This window comes from Paraburkholderia sp. BR13444, assembly GCF_040948755.1.
GTDB lineage: Bacteria > Pseudomonadota > Gammaproteobacteria > Burkholderiales > Burkholderiaceae > Paraburkholderia > Paraburkholderia youngii.
Map to the genome: position 1 here is coordinate 755,241 of NZ_JBFPKM010000001.1, position 19,821 is coordinate 775,061.

19 protein-coding genes and 1 pseudogene are annotated in these 19,821 nt (G+C 64.0%); 5 read left to right on the forward strand and 15 right to left on the reverse strand.

Features of this window, described 5'->3' with window-relative positions; all coding sequences use genetic code 11:
• Nucleotides 1-66 precede the first annotated feature (66 nt).
• A pseudogene (locus tag AB3X95_RS03340) lies at nucleotides 67-225 on the reverse strand (helix-turn-helix domain-containing protein); the annotation flags it as partial.
• Here AB3X95_RS03340 and AB3X95_RS03345 point away from each other — a divergent pair.
• Together AB3X95_RS03345 and AB3X95_RS03350 are read left to right on the forward strand one after the other, a co-directional pair.
• The gene (locus tag AB3X95_RS03345) at nucleotides 224-1,807 is read left to right on the forward strand and encodes a spinster family MFS transporter (protein ID WP_368620662.1); all 1,584 of its coding nucleotides are present in this window, start codon (nucleotides 224-226) and stop codon (nucleotides 1,805-1,807) included. The pseudogene AB3X95_RS03340 and the gene AB3X95_RS03345 sit on opposite strands and share 2 nt — an antisense overlap.
• A 39-nt stretch (nucleotides 1,808-1,846) precedes the next feature.
• A complete protein-coding gene (locus AB3X95_RS03350) occupies nucleotides 1,847-3,136 on the forward strand; it encodes a Rieske 2Fe-2S domain-containing protein (protein WP_368620663.1) in 1,290 nt (429 codons plus the stop codon).
• 334 nt (nucleotides 3,137-3,470) lie between these two features.
• Here AB3X95_RS03350 and AB3X95_RS03355 read toward each other — a convergent pair whose 3' ends face one another.
• The 14 genes from AB3X95_RS03355 to AB3X95_RS03420 all read right to left on the reverse strand — a co-directional run bounded on the left by AB3X95_RS03355 (nucleotide 3,471) and on the right by AB3X95_RS03420 (nucleotide 17,244).
• Nucleotides 3,471-4,427 (reverse strand): electron transfer flavoprotein subunit alpha/FixB family protein, encoded by a 957-nt coding sequence (locus AB3X95_RS03355; RefSeq protein ID WP_368620774.1) that lies wholly within the window; start codon nucleotides 4,425-4,427, stop codon nucleotides 3,471-3,473.
• A 22-nt stretch (nucleotides 4,428-4,449) separates the two neighbouring features.
• Entirely contained in the window at nucleotides 4,450-5,199 is a 750-nt protein-coding gene (locus AB3X95_RS03360; RefSeq protein ID WP_368620664.1) for an electron transfer flavoprotein subunit beta/FixA family protein, read from the reverse strand.
• Between the two features lie 204 nt (nucleotides 5,200-5,403).
• Nucleotides 5,404-5,859: a PaaI family thioesterase gene (locus tag AB3X95_RS03365; RefSeq protein WP_176126008.1), complete on the reverse strand. Its 456-nt coding sequence runs from the start codon at nucleotides 5,857-5,859 to the stop codon at nucleotides 5,404-5,406.
• A gap of 31 nt (nucleotides 5,860-5,890) precedes the next feature.
• Nucleotides 5,891-6,658, reverse strand: coding sequence for an enoyl-CoA hydratase/isomerase family protein (locus AB3X95_RS03370; RefSeq protein WP_368620665.1), 768 nt, complete (start codon nucleotides 6,656-6,658; stop codon nucleotides 5,891-5,893).
• Between the two features lie 24 nt (nucleotides 6,659-6,682).
• The gene (locus tag AB3X95_RS03375; RefSeq protein WP_368620666.1) at nucleotides 6,683-7,363 is read right to left on the reverse strand and encodes a 4-carboxy-4-hydroxy-2-oxoadipate aldolase/oxaloacetate decarboxylase; all 681 of its coding nucleotides are present in this window, start codon (nucleotides 7,361-7,363) and stop codon (nucleotides 6,683-6,685) included.
• The gene (locus AB3X95_RS03380; protein WP_368620667.1) at nucleotides 7,363-8,022 is read right to left on the reverse strand and encodes an RraA family protein; all 660 of its coding nucleotides are present in this window, start codon (nucleotides 8,020-8,022) and stop codon (nucleotides 7,363-7,365) included. Before AB3X95_RS03380 ends, AB3X95_RS03375 begins: the two co-directional genes overlap by 1 nt.
• Before the next feature lie 43 nt (nucleotides 8,023-8,065).
• On the reverse strand, nucleotides 8,066-8,719 hold the full coding sequence (locus tag AB3X95_RS03385) for an RraA family protein (RefSeq protein WP_176369328.1): 654 nt from the start codon (nucleotides 8,717-8,719) through the stop codon (nucleotides 8,066-8,068).
• Between the two features lie 75 nt (nucleotides 8,720-8,794).
• The gene (locus tag AB3X95_RS03390; RefSeq protein ID WP_184227113.1) at nucleotides 8,795-9,793 is read right to left on the reverse strand and encodes a protocatechuate 3,4-dioxygenase; all 999 of its coding nucleotides are present in this window, start codon (nucleotides 9,791-9,793) and stop codon (nucleotides 8,795-8,797) included.
• A 38-nt stretch (nucleotides 9,794-9,831) separates the two neighbouring features.
• Nucleotides 9,832-11,061, reverse strand: a complete 1,230-nt coding sequence (locus tag AB3X95_RS03395; protein WP_184227114.1) for a CaiB/BaiF CoA-transferase family protein — start codon at nucleotides 11,059-11,061, stop codon at nucleotides 9,832-9,834.
• A 25-nt stretch (nucleotides 11,062-11,086) separates the two neighbouring features.
• The gene (locus AB3X95_RS03400; protein ID WP_176126015.1) at nucleotides 11,087-11,548 is read right to left on the reverse strand and encodes a Zn-ribbon domain-containing OB-fold protein; all 462 of its coding nucleotides are present in this window, start codon (nucleotides 11,546-11,548) and stop codon (nucleotides 11,087-11,089) included.
• A 2-nt stretch (nucleotides 11,549-11,550) separates the two neighbouring features.
• Entirely contained in the window at nucleotides 11,551-12,714 is a 1,164-nt protein-coding gene (locus AB3X95_RS03405) for a thiolase domain-containing protein (protein ID WP_176369325.1), read from the reverse strand.
• On the reverse strand, nucleotides 12,711-13,856 hold the full coding sequence (locus AB3X95_RS03410; protein ID WP_368620668.1) for an acyl-CoA dehydrogenase family protein: 1,146 nt from the start codon (nucleotides 13,854-13,856) through the stop codon (nucleotides 12,711-12,713). Before AB3X95_RS03410 ends, AB3X95_RS03405 begins: the two co-directional genes overlap by 4 nt.
• 14 nt (nucleotides 13,857-13,870) lie before the next feature.
• A complete protein-coding gene (locus tag AB3X95_RS03415; RefSeq protein WP_176377694.1) occupies nucleotides 13,871-15,064 on the reverse strand; it encodes an acyl-CoA dehydrogenase family protein in 1,194 nt (397 codons plus the stop codon).
• 26 nt (nucleotides 15,065-15,090) lie between these two features.
• The gene (locus AB3X95_RS03420) at nucleotides 15,091-17,244 is read right to left on the reverse strand and encodes an acetate--CoA ligase family protein (RefSeq protein WP_368620669.1); all 2,154 of its coding nucleotides are present in this window, start codon (nucleotides 17,242-17,244) and stop codon (nucleotides 15,091-15,093) included.
• Nucleotides 17,245-17,448: 204 nt separating this feature from the next.
• Between AB3X95_RS03420 and AB3X95_RS03425 the strand changes: the two genes are divergently transcribed.
• The 3 genes from AB3X95_RS03425 to AB3X95_RS03435 all read left to right on the forward strand — a co-directional run bounded on the left by AB3X95_RS03425 (nucleotide 17,449) and on the right by AB3X95_RS03435 (nucleotide 19,794).
• Complete coding sequence (locus AB3X95_RS03425) at nucleotides 17,449-18,303, forward strand: GntR family transcriptional regulator (protein ID WP_368620670.1); 855 nt, start codon at nucleotides 17,449-17,451, stop codon at nucleotides 18,301-18,303.
• Between the two features lie 36 nt (nucleotides 18,304-18,339).
• Entirely contained in the window at nucleotides 18,340-18,717 is a 378-nt protein-coding gene (locus AB3X95_RS03430) for a RidA family protein (RefSeq protein ID WP_368620671.1), read from the forward strand.
• Between the two features lie 75 nt (nucleotides 18,718-18,792).
• The gene (locus AB3X95_RS03435; protein WP_176108464.1) at nucleotides 18,793-19,794 is read left to right on the forward strand and encodes an amidohydrolase family protein; all 1,002 of its coding nucleotides are present in this window, start codon (nucleotides 18,793-18,795) and stop codon (nucleotides 19,792-19,794) included.
• The last annotated feature ends 27 nt before the right edge of the window (nucleotides 19,795-19,821 follow it).

Genomic DNA, 19,821 nt, shown 5'->3' on the forward strand with positions numbered 1-19,821 from the left:
GAGCGCAATCCGCAGATTGGGCACATACAGCCCGGTGCGCGCTTCGTGATCGAAATAGCCCGCTTCCGTCAGGCTATTCATTAGGACCGAGGTACTCGATTGCGGATAGCCAAGCGATTGCGAAATCTCCTTGATCGTCGCGGGGCTTCGCGTTTCCGCGAAATATTCGAGCACTTCGAGAACCCGGTGGGCTGATTTGACCTTAGGAAGGGAGTCCATAACCATGATTTTGAATCACATATGTGATTGTTGTGTTCCACGGATTATAGGCGGACTAAGCTGCATGCCAGCTCGCTGCAATCGGCGAGTGCAATGCACCGCACCAGCAATGTCATTGGTGCTCAGACATCCAGAAAAGGTCAGGGTCGCGCGGTTGCCGCGATCCATCAAGGCCAGGAGGAGGCAGAGTTTTATGGAAAACGTCGGAAACGTACTGTCCGCGCTCGAGGTCAAGAGAAGCTCGCGGTATCGTGCATGGCTCTTGTTGCTGCTCAGCCTGATCTACGCATCGAGCTTCATCGATCGTATTTTCATCGCCGTCGTGGGGCAGTCGATGAAGGTCGACATGAACCTGAGCGACCTGCAGATCGGGGTGCTCGGCGGCCTCGCATTCTCGCTGTTCTACGCGACGCTGGGCATCCCGATGGCCCGGCTCGCCGACCGGATGAGCCGGGTCACGCTGATATCCCTGTCGATTGCGGCATGGTCGGTGATGACCGTGCTGTGCGGCACGGCGGGCAATTTCGCGCAGTTGCTTCTGTACCGGCTTGGCGTCGGTATCGGCGAGGCTGGCAGCACGCCCACCGCTCATTCGCTGATCTCGGACGAGTTCCCCGAGGGACGCCGCGCCACTGCCCTCGCGATCTATGCGCTCGGTCCTCCGCTTGGTGCGATCGGGGGCGCGATCGGAGGCGGAATGATTGCACAACATTTCGGCTGGCGGCCGGCTTTCTGGGTCGTCGGCGCACCGGGCCTCATCCTGGCCGTCATTGCTTTCCTGAGCTTGCGCGAGCCCGAACGCGGCGCCATGGACCGGATTACCGCTGTTGATGCGCAGCGCAATGCCTCGCTGGGCGCTATCGCGGCCATCCTCTTGCGCAGCCCGTTGTTCGTGCAACTCCTGCTGGGCACAGTGATCGGCGCGTTCGCCCAGTACGGCATCAATCTGTTCATTCCGGCGTATCTAACACGCGAATTCGGCCTCAATGCCGCGCAGGCCGGGATGATGTTTGGTCTCACGATCGGTGTCGGTGGAGCGATCGGCACGACGCTCGGCGGATGGATTGCCGACAGGGCCGGATCAAGCGACAAGCGCTGGTATGCCTGGGTACCGGCTTGGGGCACGCTGCTTGGCTTCGTGCCGATGTCCCTCGCGTTCATGCAGTCCGACTGGCATCTCGCGGCGGCGTTGCTGTTTCTCGCCACGATCCTGTTGAGCTCCTGGAACGGACCGACTTTCGCGGCGATTCACGGCCTCGTTGCGCCACGCATGCGCGCCACGACCTCGGCCTTCGTGTTCCTGATGATGAACTTCATCGGCCAAGGCGGCGGTCCGACGTTCATTGGTTTCCTTAGCGACCGCATTGCCGCCCATCTGTTCACGGCCGGCGACTACTCGAAAGTCTGCCGGTCCCCGCATGGCGCTCATGGTGCGATTGGGGCGGTGGCAGACTCGCCGCTCACGCATGCTTGTGCGGACGCTTCGTCGGCCGGTCTGCGCTACGCGATGCTCTCGATGAGCATTGTCCTCGTGTGGGCTGCGTTCCACTACTTCCTCGCCGTGCGCCATGTCGACAAACGGCATTGACGCTGACCTCATCGACTCCCAACTACGAACACGATCATCATGCTTACCGAAGAACAGAATCGCCAACTGACTCAGGTTGGCCTGGGCACGCCGATGGGCGAGCTAATGCGGCGACACTGGCATCCGATCGCCGGCATCGACGAACTCGAGCGAGAGGCGATCAAGCCGGTGCGTCTGCTTGGCGAAGATCTGGTGCTTTACAAGGACCTGAGCGGACACTACGGCCTGATGGAGCGCTACTGCGCGCATCGCGGCGCAGACCTGGCCTACGGCTTTGTCGAAGACCATGGCCTGCGCTGCAACTATCACGGCTGGCAATACAACTATGGCGGGCAGTGCGTGGCGCAGCCTTACCAGGATCTGGTGGCACCGCAAGGCACCATGCGTGAGCGGATCAAGCTCAAGGCCTACGAGGTCCGTGCGTGCGCTGGCTTGCTGTGGGCCTATCTCGGGCCCAAACCGGCTCCTCAGTTGCCGGATTGGGAACCGTTCCACTGGCGCAACGGCTTCGTGCAGGTTGCATTCGCAAGCGTGCCCTGCAATTGGCTGCAAACCCAGGAAAATTCGATCGATCCGCTTCATTTCGAGTGGATGCACGCCAACTGGGGACGCCGGCAGCGCGGCGAGCGCGACTATGCGCCGGCGCATCTCAAGATGGCATTCGAGGAGTTCGAGCACGGCTTCATCTACCGGCGTGTGACCGAGGATACCGACGAGTCGCATCCGCTCTGGACGGCTGGTCGTGTCTGTCTCTGGCCCAATGGCTTTTTTCTCGGGGACCATTTCGAGTGGCGGGTGCCCATCGACGACGAAAACACGCTCAATGTGACGTGGTCGTACGTACGCGTGCCCCGCGAGTCCGAGCCCTATGTCCAGGAGAGCATTCCAACCTGGCATGCGCCGGTCACGGATCCGCAGAGCGGCAAATGGATCAGCTCGCATGTGATCAACCAGGACATCATCGCGTGGTGCGGACAGGGGCGTATAGCAGACCGTACCCGTGAAAACCTGGCTGCCAGCGACGCCGGCATTGTGATGATTCGCCGTCAGTACTTCCGGGACATGGAAGCCGTAGCGCAGGGGCGTGATCCGAAGGGCGTCCTGCGGGAGTCTGCCGGACCTCAGGGCATTGCGCTGCCCTGCGGCGACTGGCGGGATTTCTTCACGAACAGTCTGCCTCGCGGCGAGTATGAGCGTCATCCCAAGTGGAGCAAGCTACTGCATCATTTCCTGTTCCATCCGGGGCAGCCCCAGGCGGTTCGCGAGGCGTGCGAAGCTGCCACCGGCGTGGCCATGAAGGACGTTGGCGGCGCGGCTGTGGCTGTTTGAGGTTGGTCGCGGCTTCCGGTATGCCGGAAGTCGCGAGGCAGATTGAAACGCAACTCAGTGTTCGACGAACGCCACTTTGATCGAGAGGTTATCGCGATGAGGGCTCAGGTGAAGATCCGCCGCGGCAATCGGGCTTATCTTTATTGCTCTGTTGCACAGACTCCAGGCCCGCATCCGCAGCTCTGATTTCCATCCCACGCGCGAGACCGCGCACGGTCCGGGTGACCGTGCGCGGCTGCCATCCCCGGCAGCTAGCTCGCGGCTCCATGGCCCAGCCATTGTTCGCGAGTACGCGAGACGACTTTTTCGGGCGCCGTCGTCGCAACGTGCGCTATCACGCCAGTGCCTCGAGATTGCTTATAAGTTCCGGCACGACGGTGAACAGATCACCGACGAGGCCGTAATCCGCCACGCTGAAGATCGGCGCTTCTTCGTCCTTGTTGATCGCTACGATGACCTTACTGTCCTTCATGCCGGCGAGATGCTGGATCGCGCCCGAGATGCCGACCGCGACATACAGTTGCGGCGCGACGATCTTGCCGGTCTGGCCGACCTGATAGTCGTTCGGCACGAAGCCCGCGTCGACGGCCGCGCGCGATGCGCCCAGCGCCGCGCCGAGCTTGTCGGCCAGCGGCTCGAGCACCTTCGTGTAGTTCTCGCCATTGCCCAGACCCCGGCCACCCGACACGATGATCTTCGCGCTCGTCAGTTCCGGACGATCGAGCTTCGTCACTTCGCGGCTCACGAACTGCGAGATGCCTGCGTCGGCCGCGGCTTCGATCTTTTCGACCGCTGCGCTGCCGCCTTCGGCTGCGACGGCGTCGAAACCGGTCGAGCGCACGGTGATGACCTTGATCGGATCAGCCGATTGCACGATCGCAATGGCGTTGCCCGCGTAGATCGGACGCTCGAACGTGTCGGCGCTGTCCACCGCGGTGATGTCGCTGATCTGCGCGACGTCGAGCTTTGCGGCGATACGCGGCGCGATGTTCTTGCCGTACGCGGTAGCCGGCGCGAGGATGTGCGTGTAGTTCCTGGCCGCATCTTGCACAAGCGTCAGCACCGTCGCTTCGACGTTTTCCGCGAGACCCGCTTCGAGTTGCGGCGCGTCGGCCAGCAGTACCTTGGCGACGCCGGCGATCTTCGCCGCGGCATCGGCCGCGGCTTGCGCATTGTGGCCCGCCACCAGCACGTGAATATCACCGCCGACCTTCTGTGCCGCGGCGATCGTGTTCAGCGTCGCGGCCTTGATCGATGCATTGTCGTGTTCTGCTACTACCAGGTTAACCAGATTCGTCATTTCTTGCGTCTCCTCACAGCACCTTGGCTTCGGTCTTCAGCTTCTCGACCAGCGTCTTCACGTCCGGCACCTTCACACCGGCGGAGCGCTTCGGAGGCTCGGCGACCTTCAGCGTCTTCAGACGCGGCGTGACATCGACGCCGAGGTCTTCGGGCTTCACCGTTTCCAGCGGCTTTTTCTTGGCCTTCATGATGTTCGGCAGCGTCACGTAGCGCGGCTCGTTCAGGCGCAGATCGGTCGTGACCACGGCCGGCAGCGTCAGCGACAGCGTTTCCGCGCCGCCATCCACTTCACGCGATACCGTCGCCTTGCCATCCGCCACGACCACCTTCGACGCGAACGTCGCCTGCGGCAGGTTCGCGAGCGCGGCGAGCATCTGGCCGGTCTGGTTGGAGTCGTCGTCGATGGCCTGCTTGCCGAGGATCACCAGTTGCGGCTGCTCCTTGTCGACCAGCGCCTTGAGCAGCTTGGCAACGGCCAGCGGCTGCAGGTCTTCGTTCGATTCGATCAGGATCGCGCGGTCCGCACCGATCGCGAGCGCCGTGCGCAGCGTTTCCTGCGACTGCGTCACACCGGCCGACACGGCGATCACTTCGGTCGCGACGCCCGCTTCCTTCAGCCGCACCGCCTCTTCAACCGCGATTTCATCGAACGGATTCATCGACATTTTCACGTTCGCAATATCGACGCCCGTACCGTCCGACTTCACGCGGACCTTCACGTTGTAATCGACGACGCGTTTCACCGACACCAAAACCTTCATTCATTTTCCTTTCGAAATCAAATGGACAACCGAAGCTGCCCGAACGCTGGCGCCGGATCTCAGGCCATCAGGCTCAGTCATCACGATGACGGCCTCTAGAACGCAGGTAGAAACATCTGCAACCACCGTAACGGGCACACTCCCCCAACCGCAATGGCGCTACGATGCGACCGGTTCAGACGTCTCAGCCGAGCAGCGCTGAAATCAGGCGACCAGATTGACCGCCGTTGCCGTCGCGAGCAGCTTGTCGTCCTGCCAGAGTTCGCCCTCGACATTGACGACGCGCGAACCCTGACGCACGAGGCTCGCGCGGCCGGTAATCAGGCCGGCCTTGCCCGGGCGCAGAAAAGACACATTCAGGCTCAGCGTCGCGCAATGCTTGTCCTCGCGCAGCGAGGCCATGCATAGCAACGCCGTGACGTCGTCGAGCATCGCCGCGAGCATTCCGCCCTGAACCTGCCCGGCAGGATTCGCGAATGCAGGCAAGCCCTGATATTCGCATTCGATGCGGCCCGCCTCGATATCGACCAGCACAATCCTGTTGCCGAGCGTGGTGCTGATCGGCGGTGCCGCCAGTTCGCCGTCCATAATCTTGCGTATGTACGGATGGATCGCCGCAATCATTGCCAGATGAACCCCGAAAAAGATCGGGCGCAACATGCGCCCTCAATAAAAATGCGTTCAGCGCCTCTCAGCACCCCTTGAATGCGGGCGCGCGCTTTTCCTGCCAGGCCAGCGCACCCTCGCGCAGATCGTCGGAGGCATCGGCGCGGGCCAGATCCTGCGCGTAATCGACAGCATCGAAGCGACCCGCCGCGATGCGCGTCAGATGCTTCTTCATGCCGAGCAGCGCGAGCGGCGCCATGCCACCCAGTTGCGCGCCCAATGCGCCGGTCACCTCTTCCAGACGCGCGGGTTCGACCACCTCGTCGAGGAAGCCGCAATCGCGCATCTGCCCGGCATCGAAGCTCGCGCCCGTGAGCAGCAGACGCTTGGCCACGTTCACGCCAAGACGCGAAACATAGCGGTGCAGTCCGCCCTGATAGAACAGCAGACCGAGCTTCGCGGCCGGCACGAACATCTGCGAATGCGTGACGCCATAGCGAAAATCGCAGGCCAGCGCGAGATCCGTCGCGCCGCCATAGATGCCGCCGTTCACCGCAGCGATCGTCACCGGCCGCGCGGTTTCCAGCTCTCCCGCGAGGGCCTCGAAAGCTTCGCCGATATTGCCGGCGCCGACGCTGTGGATATTGAAGCCCGAGCAGAAATGCCTGCCCTCGGCGCGCAGATGCAGAACGAGCACGTGCTCCATCGCATTCACTTCGCGCAGGTAGCCGCGAATCGTCTCGAGATCGGAGAACTCAAGGCGGTTCGCGACCTGTGGACGGCGCAGCGTGATGACGGCCTCTCGGCCATTGACCACCAATTCCGGCGCCTGGCCCGGTGCCATCTCACTCATTGCCATCTCTCCCGTATGTTCGATTCAATGAAAGCCGTAGATCTGCATCGTGGTCTCTCCGGCCTCGATGCGCTTGCAGATTGTCGCTTCATCGATTTCGCGCTGCGCGGCTTTCGCGACCACTTCGGACGCACGGGCACGCGGTACCGCAACCACGCCGTCGCGGTCGCCGACGATCAGGTCGCCGGGCTCGACCGTCGTGTTGCCGAGCAGCACCGGCGCATTGAGCCAGCCGATCGCGCCATAGTCCTTGCCCGTGCCGCGAATCGACAGACCGCGTGAGAACACCGGGAAGCCAATCTGTTCCAGCAGGTCGGCATCGCGCACGCAGCCGTCGATGACGAGGCCCGCAAGACCACGCACCTTGGCCGCCGTGGTCATGACCTCGCCCCAATAGCCATGATCGTACGCACCGTTCGCGTAGACGACGAGTACGTCGCCCGGCTTGGCCGCGAGGATGGCACGGTGCAGCCAAAGGTTGTCACCGCCCGGCGAATGCACGGTGAATGCCGTGCCGCAGATCCGGAAGCCCGGCGCGACCGGCCTGATCGAAGTCGGCAGCACGCCGATCTTGCCGCCAGCCTCGTGCAATGCGGCTGCCGGCACGTTGCGCGCGGCTTCGACGACCTTCGCGTCGACGCGCTCGAAATCGGTGCGAATCGTCGTAGACGAATCGTGTTCCTTGACGTTGTTCGTGGCGCTCATTACTTCCCCTTGGTCTGCAACTGGTGGTACTTGTACTGCCTGCGTGCCTCGTCGAGACGCATGCCGCCACGGCAGGCCTCGCGGATCGCTTCTTCAGCGTTGTGAATCGTTTCGGCGGCCTCGAGCACAGCGTCCTCATGCTCGCGCGGAATGACGATCACACCGTCGGCATCGCCGCGCAGCAGGTCTCCCGGCGCGACACGCGCCTCACCGATGTTGACCGGCACGTTCACGGCTTCGACCTGCACGCGGTCCTTGCCGGTGCGCATCCAGTGATCGCGGCTGAACACCGGGTAGCCGAGCTTCAGGCACAGCGCGACGTCGCGGCACACTCCGTTGATCACGGTGCCGGCAATGCCACGGCGGTGCGCGATCTCGGTCATGATGTCGCCCCACACGGTGGCGTCTTCACGGCCGTTGTTGTCGAGCACGACAATGCTGCCGACCGGCACGTCGTCGATGAAGTCGCCCACTGTGCCCGGCGGGTTCGAAGGCGGACCGTATTTGATCGTGTAGGCGCGGCCGGTGGTGCGAAAATCCGAGCTGCGGGGCTTGATCTTGTAGCACTGGCCCACGATGCCGAGCTTGTCGAGTGCGTCGGAAAGGGTCGCCGTGTCGAGCTTTGCTGCGCGCTCGACGTTCTTGTCCTGAGTCGTCATGGAATGGATTCCTGCGTATTTCCTGCGTTTGTCCGGATGCCGCTTACTTGAGCATATGCTCGTAGCTGCCGCCCATCACCCGCCCGACCGGCGTGCCGGCCAGAATCGCCTTGGCCATCGCGGCCTCCTTGTTGACGATCATTTCGGCAACTTCCAACACGGCTTCGATGTCGGCTGCGCGAATGAAAATCGCGGCGCTGTTGTCCGCCACGACGTAGTCGCCGGCTTCCACGCGAACGTCACCGATCTGCACCGGAATATTCGTACCCTTCTCGACAACGCGGCCGCGCGCGGTGCGAGCCGTCGTCGAGCGGCTGAACACGGGCAGTTCGTAGGCAACGGCTTCGTCGATGTCGCGCACCGGGCCGTCCGCGACCACGCCGGCCACGCCGCGCACCTTCGCCGCCAGCGACAGCAGACCGCCCCAGCAACCAGCTTCCACGCCGCTACTCTGCTCAATGACGATCACGTTCTCGCCGTCGGCCTGTTCGACAGCCGTGCAACCAAGGTGCACCGGCGGCCCCGGGGGCGCTTCGCCCGTGCCAAGCTTGACGGTGATCGCGCGGCCCGCGACGCGGCCCGCACCGGCGCGTTGCGGCAAACCGCTCACCACGCCGCTCAGCTTGAGTTTGTCGAGCGCGTCCGAGACGGCGCAGCAATCGAGCCGGCGCAGGCGCTGTACGTTTTGGTCAACCATGATGTGTTGTACTTTCCTGAAAGAAACTTGAAGTGTCATGCGAGCCCCCGTCCTGAACGGACCGGACTGCCGCGTTCAGTCGAGCGTATGCCAGGCCGCGAAAGCGAGGCCCGTGCCGGTCAGGGCCGGCGTGCGGTAACCGGGCACGTAGTTGACCCATTCGAGCTCGAGTGACTTCAGTGCCTCTACGCCGATGATCCAGTTACGGATCTCCGAGCTGCCAGCCTGCAGCTTCTTCGGATCCAGCGCGGCCAGCCATTCACTGTCCTTGCGGCGGATTGCATCGATGATGCCGGTGTCGAGGTCCTCGTCCACGACGAAGTGCGACAGGCCGCCGGAAGCCAGCACGCCCACTCGCAGGTCTTCCGGATAGGCTTCGATCAGCTCGCGCAGCGCCCGGCCGAGCTGGATGCAGCGGCGCGGCGTGGGCTGGTTCGGCGGATCGAACGTGTTGATGATCACCGGAATCACTGGCAGGTCGAGACCCTGCAAATAGCGGCGGTGAATGAATGAGAACGCGTGGCCCTCGTACTGGTCGCGCTCGAGACCGTCCATCGCCGCGATGTCGAAATCGCGGTCGCACAGTTCGCGGATCAGCCAGCGCGCCATGTCGGCCTTAACGGGGTAGTGCACGTCGGCATCGGGCTCCTGGCGCATCGTGCGAGCGCGCGCATACCAGTTCGCGTTCGGGCTCACCTCGCGCTTCGCGTTGCGGATCGTCTCGCCATAGTAGATCGCGAATGCCGGGTTGTTGGTCGTGCGAAACAGCTCGGTCTGGTCGTCGCCGACCACGAGCAGCACGTCGAGTTTCGCCGCGCGGATACGATCGCGCACTTCGTCCATGGCGGCTTCGGCCTGATCGTAGCGCTCGCCCATCCTCTCGGCCGACACCATCGCCTCGGAATCCGTCGGGGCGATCTCGAGCAAGGCTTCATAGGTCGTGGGGTTGCCGAGGCGATCGAAGTAATGCGGATTCTTCGGATCGACCTGCTTGAAACCATGCTGCCAGTCTTCGCGCTGGCAAACCAGCATGATGCTGTGCGATGAACCGAATCCGGCGACCAGTCGTGCCATTTCGTCTCCCTCTCTTCAATACCTGCCGTGAGCGTGCGTCAGACCACGAAGGCCGAGCGCCACTGCTCTATCTGTTGATCGTCGTAGCCAAGCTCGTTCAGGATCGCCTGCGTATGCTCGCCCTGCTCTGGCGCGAGGCGCGGCGTCTGCGCGCGCGGGTAGCGCGACAGACGGAACGGCGTGCCGACGAACGACACTTCGCCCTTGCCCGGCACATCGGCCGGCCACGCGACGCCCAGATGCTTGACCTGCGGATCGTCGAATACTTCGTTGACCTTGTAGATCGGGCCGCACGGCACGCCGACCTTGATCAGCAGCTCGGTCCACTCCCGCGTGGTGCGCGTGAGGAACACATCGCCGACCGCCTTGTTGACCGCATCGCGGTTCTCGACGCGGGCAGGATCCGATTCGTAGCCAGGCTGGCCGACCAGCTGCTGCAAGCCGAGCGCCTCGCACAGGCGCCCGAACATCGCATTGCCGATCGCGGCCAGGTTCAGGAAGCCATCGCTGGTCGGGAACACGCCGGTCGGCACCGTGAGCGGATGCTCGTTGCCGACCTGCTGCGGCACCTTTTTGTCCACCAGCCACTGCGCGGCCTGGAAGTCGAGCATCGCGATCTGTGCTTCGAGCAGCGAGGTCTGCACCCACTGGCCCTCGCCCGAAGCTTCGCGCTCGAGCAGCGCGGTCATGATCGCCTGCGCGCAGAAGTGCCCCGAGCACAGGTCTGCAATCGGGATGCCGACGCGCATCGGGCCTTCGCCCGGCTTGCCGGTGAGGCTCATCAAGCCGCCCATGCCCTGTGCGATGGAGTCGAAGCCGGGCCACTTCGCATAGGGGCCATCCTGACCGAAGCCCGAAATGCTTGCATAAACGAGGCGCGGATTGATGGCGCGCAGCGTTTCGTAGCCGATGCCGAGGCGATCCTTGACGTCGGGGCGGAAGTTCTCGATGAAGACGTCCGCACGCTTGACCAGCTCGCGAAGAATCTCGAGGCCGGCCGGGTCCTTCATGTTCAGCGTCAGGCTTTCCTTGTTGCGGTGCAGATTCTCGTAGTCGGCGCGGTTATGGTCACGGCCGCCGATCATGTCGTCGCCGCCCGGCGCGCCTCGCGGAATCTCCAGCTTGATCACGCGCGCACCCATGTCCGCGAACACGCGCACGGCCGTGGGGCCCGCGCGTACGCGCGAGGCGTCGATGATCGTGAAACGCGACAGCGGACCTTTGTGCGGATCGTGGCGGCCGTGCTGTTCCTTGAAATCGGCTGACATGCCGTGTCTCCTCTCTGGATTTCGTTCAGGCCGGCGTGAACATCGGCACTGGATATTCGCCTTCGCTCGGCTTGAAGACGAGCTTTACGCGCTGGCCAACCGAGAGCGCCGCGGGATCGCAGTCGACCAGATTGGTCAGCATCGTCACGCCTTCGTCGAGCGTCACGTAGGCGAGCGTGTAGCGCGCCTCGTCCTTGCCCATCGTACTGAACGAATAGACCGCGCCCAGCCCCTTCGTATCGAACCATTCGGTGTTCGAGCTCATGCAGTGCGGGCAGATGTCGCGCGGGTAGTAATGCGTTTCACCGCAGTCCTGGCAGCGCTTGATAAGCAGGCGCCCTTCCTTCGCGGCGACCCAGAACGGCATGGCCTCGGGTAGCACGCGCGGCGCGTGGATGCGGCGCGGGCCAGCGGGCTTCGCGGCGGGTCTGGCAGCAGGCGCCGCGCCCTGAGCCGGTGTGCCGGTGGTCGATTGGGTTGTGCTCATGATTACTCCCGTTCCATGATCAGCGTGCCCGCGGTGTGACGCGACGCCAGCGCGCCGCCGATACCGTTCGCGAGCGCGATATCGCAATCTTTGACCTGCACGGCCGGATGAGCCTCGCCGCGCAGTTGGCGCACGGCCTCGATCACCTTCGTGACGCCACCGCGGTTCGCGGGATGGTTGTTGCACAGACCACCGCCATCGGTGTTGAACGGCAGCTTGCCGACGCCCGAAATCAGGTTGCCGTCCATCACGAACTTGCCGCCCTCCCCCTTCTTGCAAAAGCCGAGGTCTTCGAGCTGCATGAGCACTGTGATCGTGAAGCTGTCGTACAGCGACGCGTACTTAATGTCCTCCGGCGTGAGGCCAGCCTCGGCGAACGCGGCCGCGCCCGACCACTTCGCCGCCGACCAGCTCAGGTCGATCTTGCCGCCGGCCGCGTGCTTGGGCGCCTCGCCCGTGCCCCGTACCTTGACGAGCGGACGGTTGAGCTTCTTCGCGATCTCCGGACGCGCGACGATCAACGCACCGCCGCCGTCGCTCATCACGCAGCAGTCCAGTCGATGCAGCGGATCGGACACCATCGGCGAATTGACGACGTCCTCGACGGTCACGACATTGCGCAGCATCGCGTTCGGGTTGTGCTGCGCGTGGTGCGAGGCCGCCACCTTGATCCATGCAAGTTGTTCGCTCGTGGTGCCGAATTCGTACATGTGACGCTTCGCGACCATGCCGTACAGGTTCTGCGTAGCCGGTCCGAACGGCAGCTCGAACTGCACTTCCGGCGCGTCCGGGTCCGGCGCCTTCAGCGACAGCGCGGCGCCTGCTGCGCGCGGCCGGCCCGCTAGCGTGATCAGCGCCACGTTGCAACGGCCGGCCTTGATCGCTTCGGCCGCATGCGCGACGTGAAGGATCGGCGCGGAGCCGCCGCATTCGGTCGAATCGACGTGGCGAAGCTTGAGGCCGAGGTATTCGGCGACTGTCGTGGTGCCGAGGCCTGGCGCGTCACCGGCGCAGAAGTAGCCGTCAATGTCGTCCTTGGTCAGGCCCGCGTCGTCGAGTGCGCCCTTTGCCACATCGGCGTGCAGGCGCAGCACCGACAGTTCGTCGGCCTTGCGCGTCGGGTGCTCGTAAGCCCCGACGATATAAGCTGCTCCGTTCAGGCTCATGCTTCCCCCTGGGCAAGACGCTGCGAAGTGAAGCGCTGCAGATGCCAGCTCGCGTCGCCATAGGTCATGTTGATCGCGAACATGCGCTTCGCGTAATGGCCGACGCGGCACTCTTCGGTCATGCCCATGCCGCCGTGCAGCTGGATGCCCCATTCGCCCGCTGTTCGGCATGCGTCGCCGACATAGGCCTTCGCCGCCGACACGAAACGGCGGCGCCGGTCAGGATCGTTCCCATCCACGGCCATCGCGGCGGCGCAGGCCATCGACTTGCTCTGTTCGAGCGAGATCAGCATGTCGGCCACCCGGTGTTGAAGCGCCTGGAACTTCGCGAGTGGCGCGCCGAACTGTGTGCGTGTGCTCAGGTGTTCGGACGTGTGTTCGAGCAGTGCTTCGAGCACGCCGACCGACTCCGCCACCAGCGCGGCGTTCGCGCGGTCGAGGGCAGCTTCGATGAGGTCGTGGGCCGCACCGGGCGAACCGATCAGATCGGCCTTGGTCACCGACACATTGGCGAACGTGACGTGCGCGGCTTCACGTGCGTCGATTGTCTCGAAGTTGCGCAGGCTGATGCCGGGCGCCTTCGCGTCCACGAGGAACAGAGTCAGGCCTTGCCTGTCGCCGCGCTGGCCCGAGGTACGCACGGCCACCACGAAGGCGCCAGCGATTGCGGCGTCGAACACAATGGTCTTCGTGCCGTTGATCTTCCAGCCGTCGCCAGTTTCGGTTGCTGGCACCGCCAGACGCGTGACGTCGTAACGCGACTCGGCCTCGCTAACGGCGAACGCCAGCACCTCTTCGCCTCTTGCCACGGCTTCGAGCCATGTGACCTTCTGTTCGTCGCTGCCGGCCGAGCCGATCAGCGTGGCAGCCGGCAGCCCGCTCGCTAACCAGCCCGCTCCGCCGAGCACGCGGCCCAATTGCTGCGCGACCAGCATCGTTTCCACCGCACCGCATCCGCTGCCGCCATGATCGGCGTCGATCACGAGGCCGGTCACGCCCATCTCGGCCAGCCCACGGCGACGCCTGGCGGCAAGTTCGCGGTCCTCGGCGTTGCCACGCAGATGCGCGGGATATTCGCCATCGCAGAAGCGGCGCACGGCGTCTTGCAGCGTGACGTGATCTTCAGTCAGAGAAAAATCCATGTTCGTATTCCGCCTCAAGCATTGAAGAACGCGCGGCTAATCAGATTGCGCTGCACTTCGTTGGTCCCGCCGTAGATCGACGCTTTGCGAGCGTCGAAGTAGTTCGCCGCGACCGCGATCAGTTCGTCCGGGCTCGGGCCGTCGTAGCCGGCTGCATCGAGCATGGCCTGCTCGTCGAACGGCACTGCAAAAGGACCGGCGATTTCTGTCAGCAGTGCGTAGATGCCCTGACGCAGCTCCGTGCCGCGAACCTTGAGCATCGGCGCCTCAACCGTAGGCACGCGGCTCGACTGATTCGCGCTCAGCATGCGCAGGCCCGTGAATTCGAGCGCCATCAGCTCGACTTCGAAACGGCTGATGCGCGACTGGAGCAGCGGATCGTCTTCGAGGCCCATCCGCTTCGCGAGATACCTGGCTCGGGCCAGCTGCTGCTTGCACGAGCCGATGCCAGCGATACCGGTGCGCTCATGGCCGAGCAGAAACTTGCCGTAGGTCCATCCCTTGTTCAGTTCGCCGACGAGGTTTTCCTTTGGCACACGCACATTGTCGAGGTAGACCTCGTTGAGGTCGGTACCGCCTTCGAGCATCTTGATCGGGCGAACCTGGACGCCCGGCGCATGCATGTCGATCAGCAGAAACGAGATGCCTTCCTGGGGCTTCGCGCTCGGATCGGTCCGCACGAGCGCGAACATCATGTCGCACCAGTGAGCGTACGAGGTCCAGACCTTGTGGCCGTTGACGATGAAGTGCTCGCCTTCATCGTCCGTGGCAAGCACGGCCGTGGTGCGCACCGCCGCGAGGTCCGAGCCCGCGCCCGGCTCCGAGAAGCCCTGCGCCCACCAGGTTTCGCTGCGCAGGATCTTCGGGATGTACTTCGCTTTTTGCTCGGGTGTGCCAAATTCGTTGAGCACCGGACCGAGCATGTTGATGCCGCTCGCCACGATCCGAGGCGCGCCGCCCAGCAGCGTTTCTTCGTCGAAGATGTAGCGCTGCACGTGCGTCCAGCCCGGTCCACCATGTTCTTTCTTCCACGACGGCGCGATCCAGCCCTTCTCGTACAGCAACGTGTACCACTCGACATAATCCTCGCGCTCGATGCGCAGGCCGAGCTCGGCCTTGCGCTTCAGACGCGGTGACAGATTGTTCTTCACGAACTCGCGCACTTCGCTGCGAAATGCCTGGTCCTCGGCGGAGAATTCCAGTTTCATTCGATGTGTCTCCTCAGATCCAGGGCTCAGTGATGGGTCGAGGCGCCCTGAGCGCCGCACACGACGAGCGCGTCGAGCGCGAGCACACGGTCCGGGTAGGCCACCAGCGGGTTGACGTCGATTTCGGTGATGTCGGGGTTCGCGCGCATCTGGTCAGCAATCGCCGCCACGGCCTTCGCGACCGCACGCACGTCGACGCCTGCCGCGCCGCGCACGCCTTCGAGCATCGCGGCACCCTTCAGTCGGCCCAGCTCGACCACGATGTCGTCTTCCGACAGGTCGGCCGGCACGAGACGCACATCCTTGAGCACCTCAATGAAAATACCGCCGAGTCCCACGAGCACGACCGGCCCCCAATCCGCGTCGCGTTTCGCACCCACGACCAGTTCCAGACCGCGCGGGCCCATCGCTTCGACCAGCGCGCCGTCGAGCACGAGTTCCGGACGATGCGACTTCACGCTCGCATGCAGCTTGTCCCAGCCGGCGCGCAGCGCGGTGGCATCAGCGAGGCCGACCGCCACGCCGCCGACGTCGCTCTTGTGCGGCAGTTCGCTTGCCTGGGCCTTCAGCACGACCGGGTAGCCGATTTCATCGGCGATCTCGAGCGCTTCGTCGAGCGACTTCGCGAGACCTCCCTTCGGCACGGGCAGACCGGCCGCGGCAAGCCAGCCCTTGCCCTGGTATTCGGCGAAGATGCCGTTGGGCGGCACGGCGCCCGGCAGCGGGATCACCTTCGGCGCTTCGGTCCTGGCACGCTCGGCGCGCGCTAGCGATTCACCATATGCAGCCACGCGGGCGCAAGCACGCAGCGCACGATCCGGTGAGCGGAAGAACGGCACGCCGCTCGCGGCGATCGCTTCCGTGAAGAATTCTTCAAGCTGGTTGTTATCGCCCATTACCGCGAGCACGGCGGGCTTCGTTGCACGCGCCAGCGCCGGCACGAGGTAATCGGCCTTGTCGCGCTGAGCGATCGACGGACCGCCCATGATCGCGAGCATGAGCGAACCGATGTTCGGATCGGTCAGCACCGTATCGATCAGTTCGCCTATCAGGCCCGGGTTGCGTACGCCGATCGTCGTGTAGTCGAGCGGGTTGTCGGCCACGGCGTAGTCGGGCAGCAGTTCAGTCAGCTTCCTGACGGTTGCGTCGGTCAGGCGTGGCAGCGTCAGGCCGATGTCCTCGGCGAAATCGAGCGTGATGTTCTTGACCGCGCCCGAGGCCGTCATCACGGCCGTACCGGCCGCCGGGGGCACCGGGAAGCGGGCCAGGATCGTCGTCGTATCGAACAGTTCGTCGAGCGAATCGACGACCACCACGCCTTCGCGCTGCAGCAGGACACTCGCCGTCGCGTGATCGCCTGCCAGTGCGCCTGTGTGAGACTGCGCCGCCTCACGGGCGCGGGCGCTCTTGCCCGGCATCAGCATCACGATCGGCTTGCCTGCGGCGCGTGCTTCGCGGGCGAGCAGCAGAAAGGTCTGCGGACGACGGATCTGCTCGGCGTAGACCGCGATTGCGCTCGTCTGCGGATCGGCGATGAACCAGGCCAGGTAGTCTTCGATACCGAGGGTGGCTTCGTTACCGGTCGAAACGGTTGCCGTCATCGGTTGGCCACGGCCGATGAACGCGTCGCGCAGGTTCGCAGCCATCGCGCCGCTTTGCGCCACCACGCCCACGCCACGGCGGCCGCCACTCGGGTACGGCGCCACGGCTTCGAAGGTCACCGGCACGCCGGCCTCGAAGTTCGTGAAACCCATGCAGTTCGGGCCGATCAGCGCCACGCCGCCATCGGCTGCCACACGCGCCAGCTCTTCCTGCTTCGCGCGGCCTTCGTCGCCCGCCTCGGCATAACCCGACGCAAAGATCACGGCAGCGCCGGCCTTCAGCGTGCCGAGCGTGCGCACCGTGTCGAGCACGCCCAACTCCGGAATGCACAGCACGGCCAGATCGATACCTTGCGGCAGCGCCTCGACGCTGCTGATACAGGCGCGACCATTGATTTCCTGGCTGCTGCGCGACACGAGATGGATATCGCCCGCATATCCGAAGCGCTCGAGGTTCTGCAACACGAAATGACCGAAAGCGCGCGGATCGGCGGATGCACCGACGATCGCGATCGACTTCGGCTTGAGCACACGCTCGACAGGGTGCACGCCTGCGACATCTATAAGGCTCTTGCTCATCTGATCTGACCTGTGATGTTGAATGAATGCAGATCTGGCATACCAGAATCGGCTGTGATGTGGTGCATTCTGGCATACCAGAGCCGCCTTCTCAATACACCAGACACTCAAAACCCACCCTGGTACTTTCCCTAGGCGGCGGCGGAATGCGTCCACCGGATCGACGCATCCCGTTGAAACACAAGGACTTTATGGCCAGCACCGATGATTGCCAAGGGACGACTGGGACACGCCGGGGCAAACCCCGTGTTGCATGCCACAAGCTTGTGTTGGTATATTTCTCGCAATTTCCAACATACCGAGCATCGCAACTCAATGAAACTTGCAGCAGACCCCACTCTTGAGCGTAGCGGCGCGGCGGGCGAAGCGCCCGAGCCGCCCGCCCGCGGTAGGGCCAGTCTCGCGAGCGAGATTCGGGCGACCCTGCAGGCCGAAATCGAACAGGGCAAGCTCGCACCGGGCATGTTGGTCGACGAGCGTGCACTCGCGACGCGCTTCAATGTGTCGCGCACGCCGGTTCGCGAGGCGCTGCAACATCTGGCCGCGCGCGATCTGGTCGTGATCTCTCCGCGCCAGGGCATTACGGTGGCCCGCCTGTCGATTGGCAAGGTGCGCGCCATGCTCGAATACATCGGCGAGCTCGAGACACTGTGCGCGCGTTTCGCCGCGCGCCGTGCGAGTGACGAACTGCGCGAGCAACTGGATCATGCGCTTCTGGCATGCCAGCAAGCAGCCGTGGAAGACGACGCCGACCAGTACGCGATCGCCAACGCGCGGTTCCACGAGCTGATCTACGAAGGCAGCCGCAACCAATACCTGGCCGAGCAGATCCGCACGGCGCGCCGCCGCTCGGCGCGCTATCGCATGTCCGACCTGCGCAGCCGCGGCCAGATCGCGCGTTCGCTGCAAGAGCACTTCGGCATCGCGCGTGCGATCCAGAGCGGCGACGAAACCAAAGCCGCCGAAGCCATGATGAAACACGTGCCGGCCGGCACCACCGGTTTCTCGGAGTTCCTCGCGGCGGTGCCGCGCCATTTCTTCGATTTGGGCGCGGACTGACACGCGCCCTCCAACACGACTAGACACGGAGGAGACATGCCCCAATCCATCGACGTTCCCGGCCTCGGGCACAAGGTGCCGATCCCGCTCGGTGCGCGCGCCGGCAACCTGCTGTGCTCGTCGGCGATTGCGGGCAAGGATCCCGGCACCGGCAAGCTCGCCGAGACGCCGGCCGACCAGGTTCGCCTCGCCTTCGAAAACCTCAAGCGCTTCCTCGACGCGGGCGGCGCCACGCTGGACCAGGTGGTGAAGCTCGCCGTCTACGTCAAGGACGACTCGGTGCGCGCACACATCGACCCGCACTGGCTGGCCTTCTGGCCCGATGCCGCGCATCGCCCGGCACGCCATGTGACCGTGCACGACCTCCAGCACGGCATGGTCATCCAGCTCGAAACCCTTGCGGTAGTCGCTTGAGCGCTGCAAAAGCGCGCCGTACCCAAGTCATCGCAGTCTTTTGCTGAACACTCCGAACCCAACCGAGGCTCATCCATGATCATCGATTCCCACGCCCACGTCGTCATGCCCCCGCAAAGTTTTCGCTACATGGCCGAACTGGTCGGTGGACGCGCGAACCCGTCGAGCGCGCCGAACATCCCCGACGAAGCCGTGCGCAAGCAGGCCGAGGAACTCGTGCGCAGCATGGATTCGGTCGGCACCGACATCCAGTTCATTTCGCCGCGCCCCTACCTGCAGATGCACTCAATCAAGCCCGCGCGGGTGACGCAGCTGTGGACGCGCCACTGCAACGATCTGATCAAGCGTTTCGTCGACATGTTCCCTGACCGCTTCCGTGGCGTGGCCGGCCTGCCGCAGTCCATGAACGACTCGCCGGCGGAGCATTGCGTGGCCGAGCTCAAGCGCTGTGTGAACGAACTCGGCTTCGTCGGCACGCTGCTGAACCCGGACCCGACCGAAGGCCACGGCCCGGCGCCGGCCGGTCTCGGCGATCCGTTCTGGTACCCCCTCTATGACGCGATGACCGAACTCGACGTGCCGGCGCTGATCCACTCCGCAGGCAGCTGCAACCCGCGCGAGTCGTACACGCTGAAGTTCATCAACGAAGAGAACATCGCCGTGATCTCGCTGCTCGAATCGACGGTGTTCGAGAAGTATCCGAACCTGAAGATCATCGTCGCGCACGGCGGCGGCGCAATCCCCTACCAGATGGGCCGCTTCCGTTCGTGGGCCGCACGCCGCAACAGCCCGCAAACCTTCGACGAGCAGCTCAGGAAGCTCTACTTCGACACCTGCAACTACTCGAAGGATTCGATCGAACTGCTGCTGAAGGTCGCCGGCACCGACAACGTGATGTTCGGCACCGAAAAACCGGGCACGGGCAGCGCGCGCGATCCGATCTCGGGCCGTGACTACGACGACATGAAGCCGGTGATCGAAAGCATCGAGTGGCTGACCGACGAGCAGCGCAAGAACATCTTCGAATGCAACTGCACGCGCGTCTACACGCGTGCCTTCCGCCACTACAAGGACTGACGCGCAAACCGCGAAGCCCGCAGAGGA

Bases quoted from the DNA above. Each gene is read 5' to 3' on its own strand.
- AB3X95_RS03345 (WP_368620662.1), top strand. From the start codon at position 224: ATGATTTTGAATCACATATGTGATTGTTGTGTTCCACGGATTATAGGC.
- AB3X95_RS03350 (WP_368620663.1), top strand. From the start codon at position 1,847: ATGCTTACCGAAGAACAGAATCGCCAACTGACTCAGGTTGGCCTGGGC.
- AB3X95_RS03360 (WP_368620664.1), bottom strand. From the start codon at position 5,199: ATGAAGGTTTTGGTGTCGGTGAAACGCGTCGTCGATTACAACGTGAAG.
- AB3X95_RS03365 (WP_176126008.1), bottom strand. From the start codon at position 5,859: ATGTTGCGCCCGATCTTTTTCGGGGTTCATCTGGCAATGATTGCGGCG.
- AB3X95_RS03370 (WP_368620665.1), bottom strand. From the start codon at position 6,658: ATGAGTGAGATGGCACCGGGCCAGGCGCCGGAATTGGTGGTCAATGGC.
- AB3X95_RS03375 (WP_368620666.1), bottom strand. From the start codon at position 7,363: ATGAGCGCCACGAACAACGTCAAGGAACACGATTCGTCTACGACGATT.
- AB3X95_RS03380 (WP_368620667.1), bottom strand. From the start codon at position 8,022: ATGACGACTCAGGACAAGAACGTCGAGCGCGCAGCAAAGCTCGACACG.
- AB3X95_RS03385 (WP_176369328.1), bottom strand. From the start codon at position 8,719: ATGGTTGACCAAAACGTACAGCGCCTGCGCCGGCTCGATTGCTGCGCC.
- AB3X95_RS03390 (WP_184227113.1), bottom strand. From the start codon at position 9,793: ATGGCACGACTGGTCGCCGGATTCGGTTCATCGCACAGCATCATGCTG.
- AB3X95_RS03395 (WP_184227114.1), bottom strand. From the start codon at position 11,061: ATGTCAGCCGATTTCAAGGAACAGCACGGCCGCCACGATCCGCACAAA.
- AB3X95_RS03400 (WP_176126015.1), bottom strand. From the start codon at position 11,548: ATGAGCACAACCCAATCGACCACCGGCACACCGGCTCAGGGCGCGGCG.
- AB3X95_RS03405 (WP_176369325.1), bottom strand. From the start codon at position 12,714: ATGAGCCTGAACGGAGCAGCTTATATCGTCGGGGCTTACGAGCACCCG.
- AB3X95_RS03410 (WP_368620668.1), bottom strand. From the start codon at position 13,856: ATGGATTTTTCTCTGACTGAAGATCACGTCACGCTGCAAGACGCCGTG.
- AB3X95_RS03415 (WP_176377694.1), bottom strand. From the start codon at position 15,064: ATGAAACTGGAATTCTCCGCCGAGGACCAGGCATTTCGCAGCGAAGTG.
- AB3X95_RS03420 (WP_368620669.1), bottom strand. From the start codon at position 17,244: ATGAGCAAGAGCCTTATAGATGTCGCAGGCGTGCACCCTGTCGAGCGT.
- AB3X95_RS03425 (WP_368620670.1), top strand. From the start codon at position 17,449: ATGATTGCCAAGGGACGACTGGGACACGCCGGGGCAAACCCCGTGTTG.
- AB3X95_RS03430 (WP_368620671.1), top strand. From the start codon at position 18,340: ATGCCCCAATCCATCGACGTTCCCGGCCTCGGGCACAAGGTGCCGATC.
- AB3X95_RS03435 (WP_176108464.1), top strand. From the start codon at position 18,793: ATGATCATCGATTCCCACGCCCACGTCGTCATGCCCCCGCAAAGTTTT.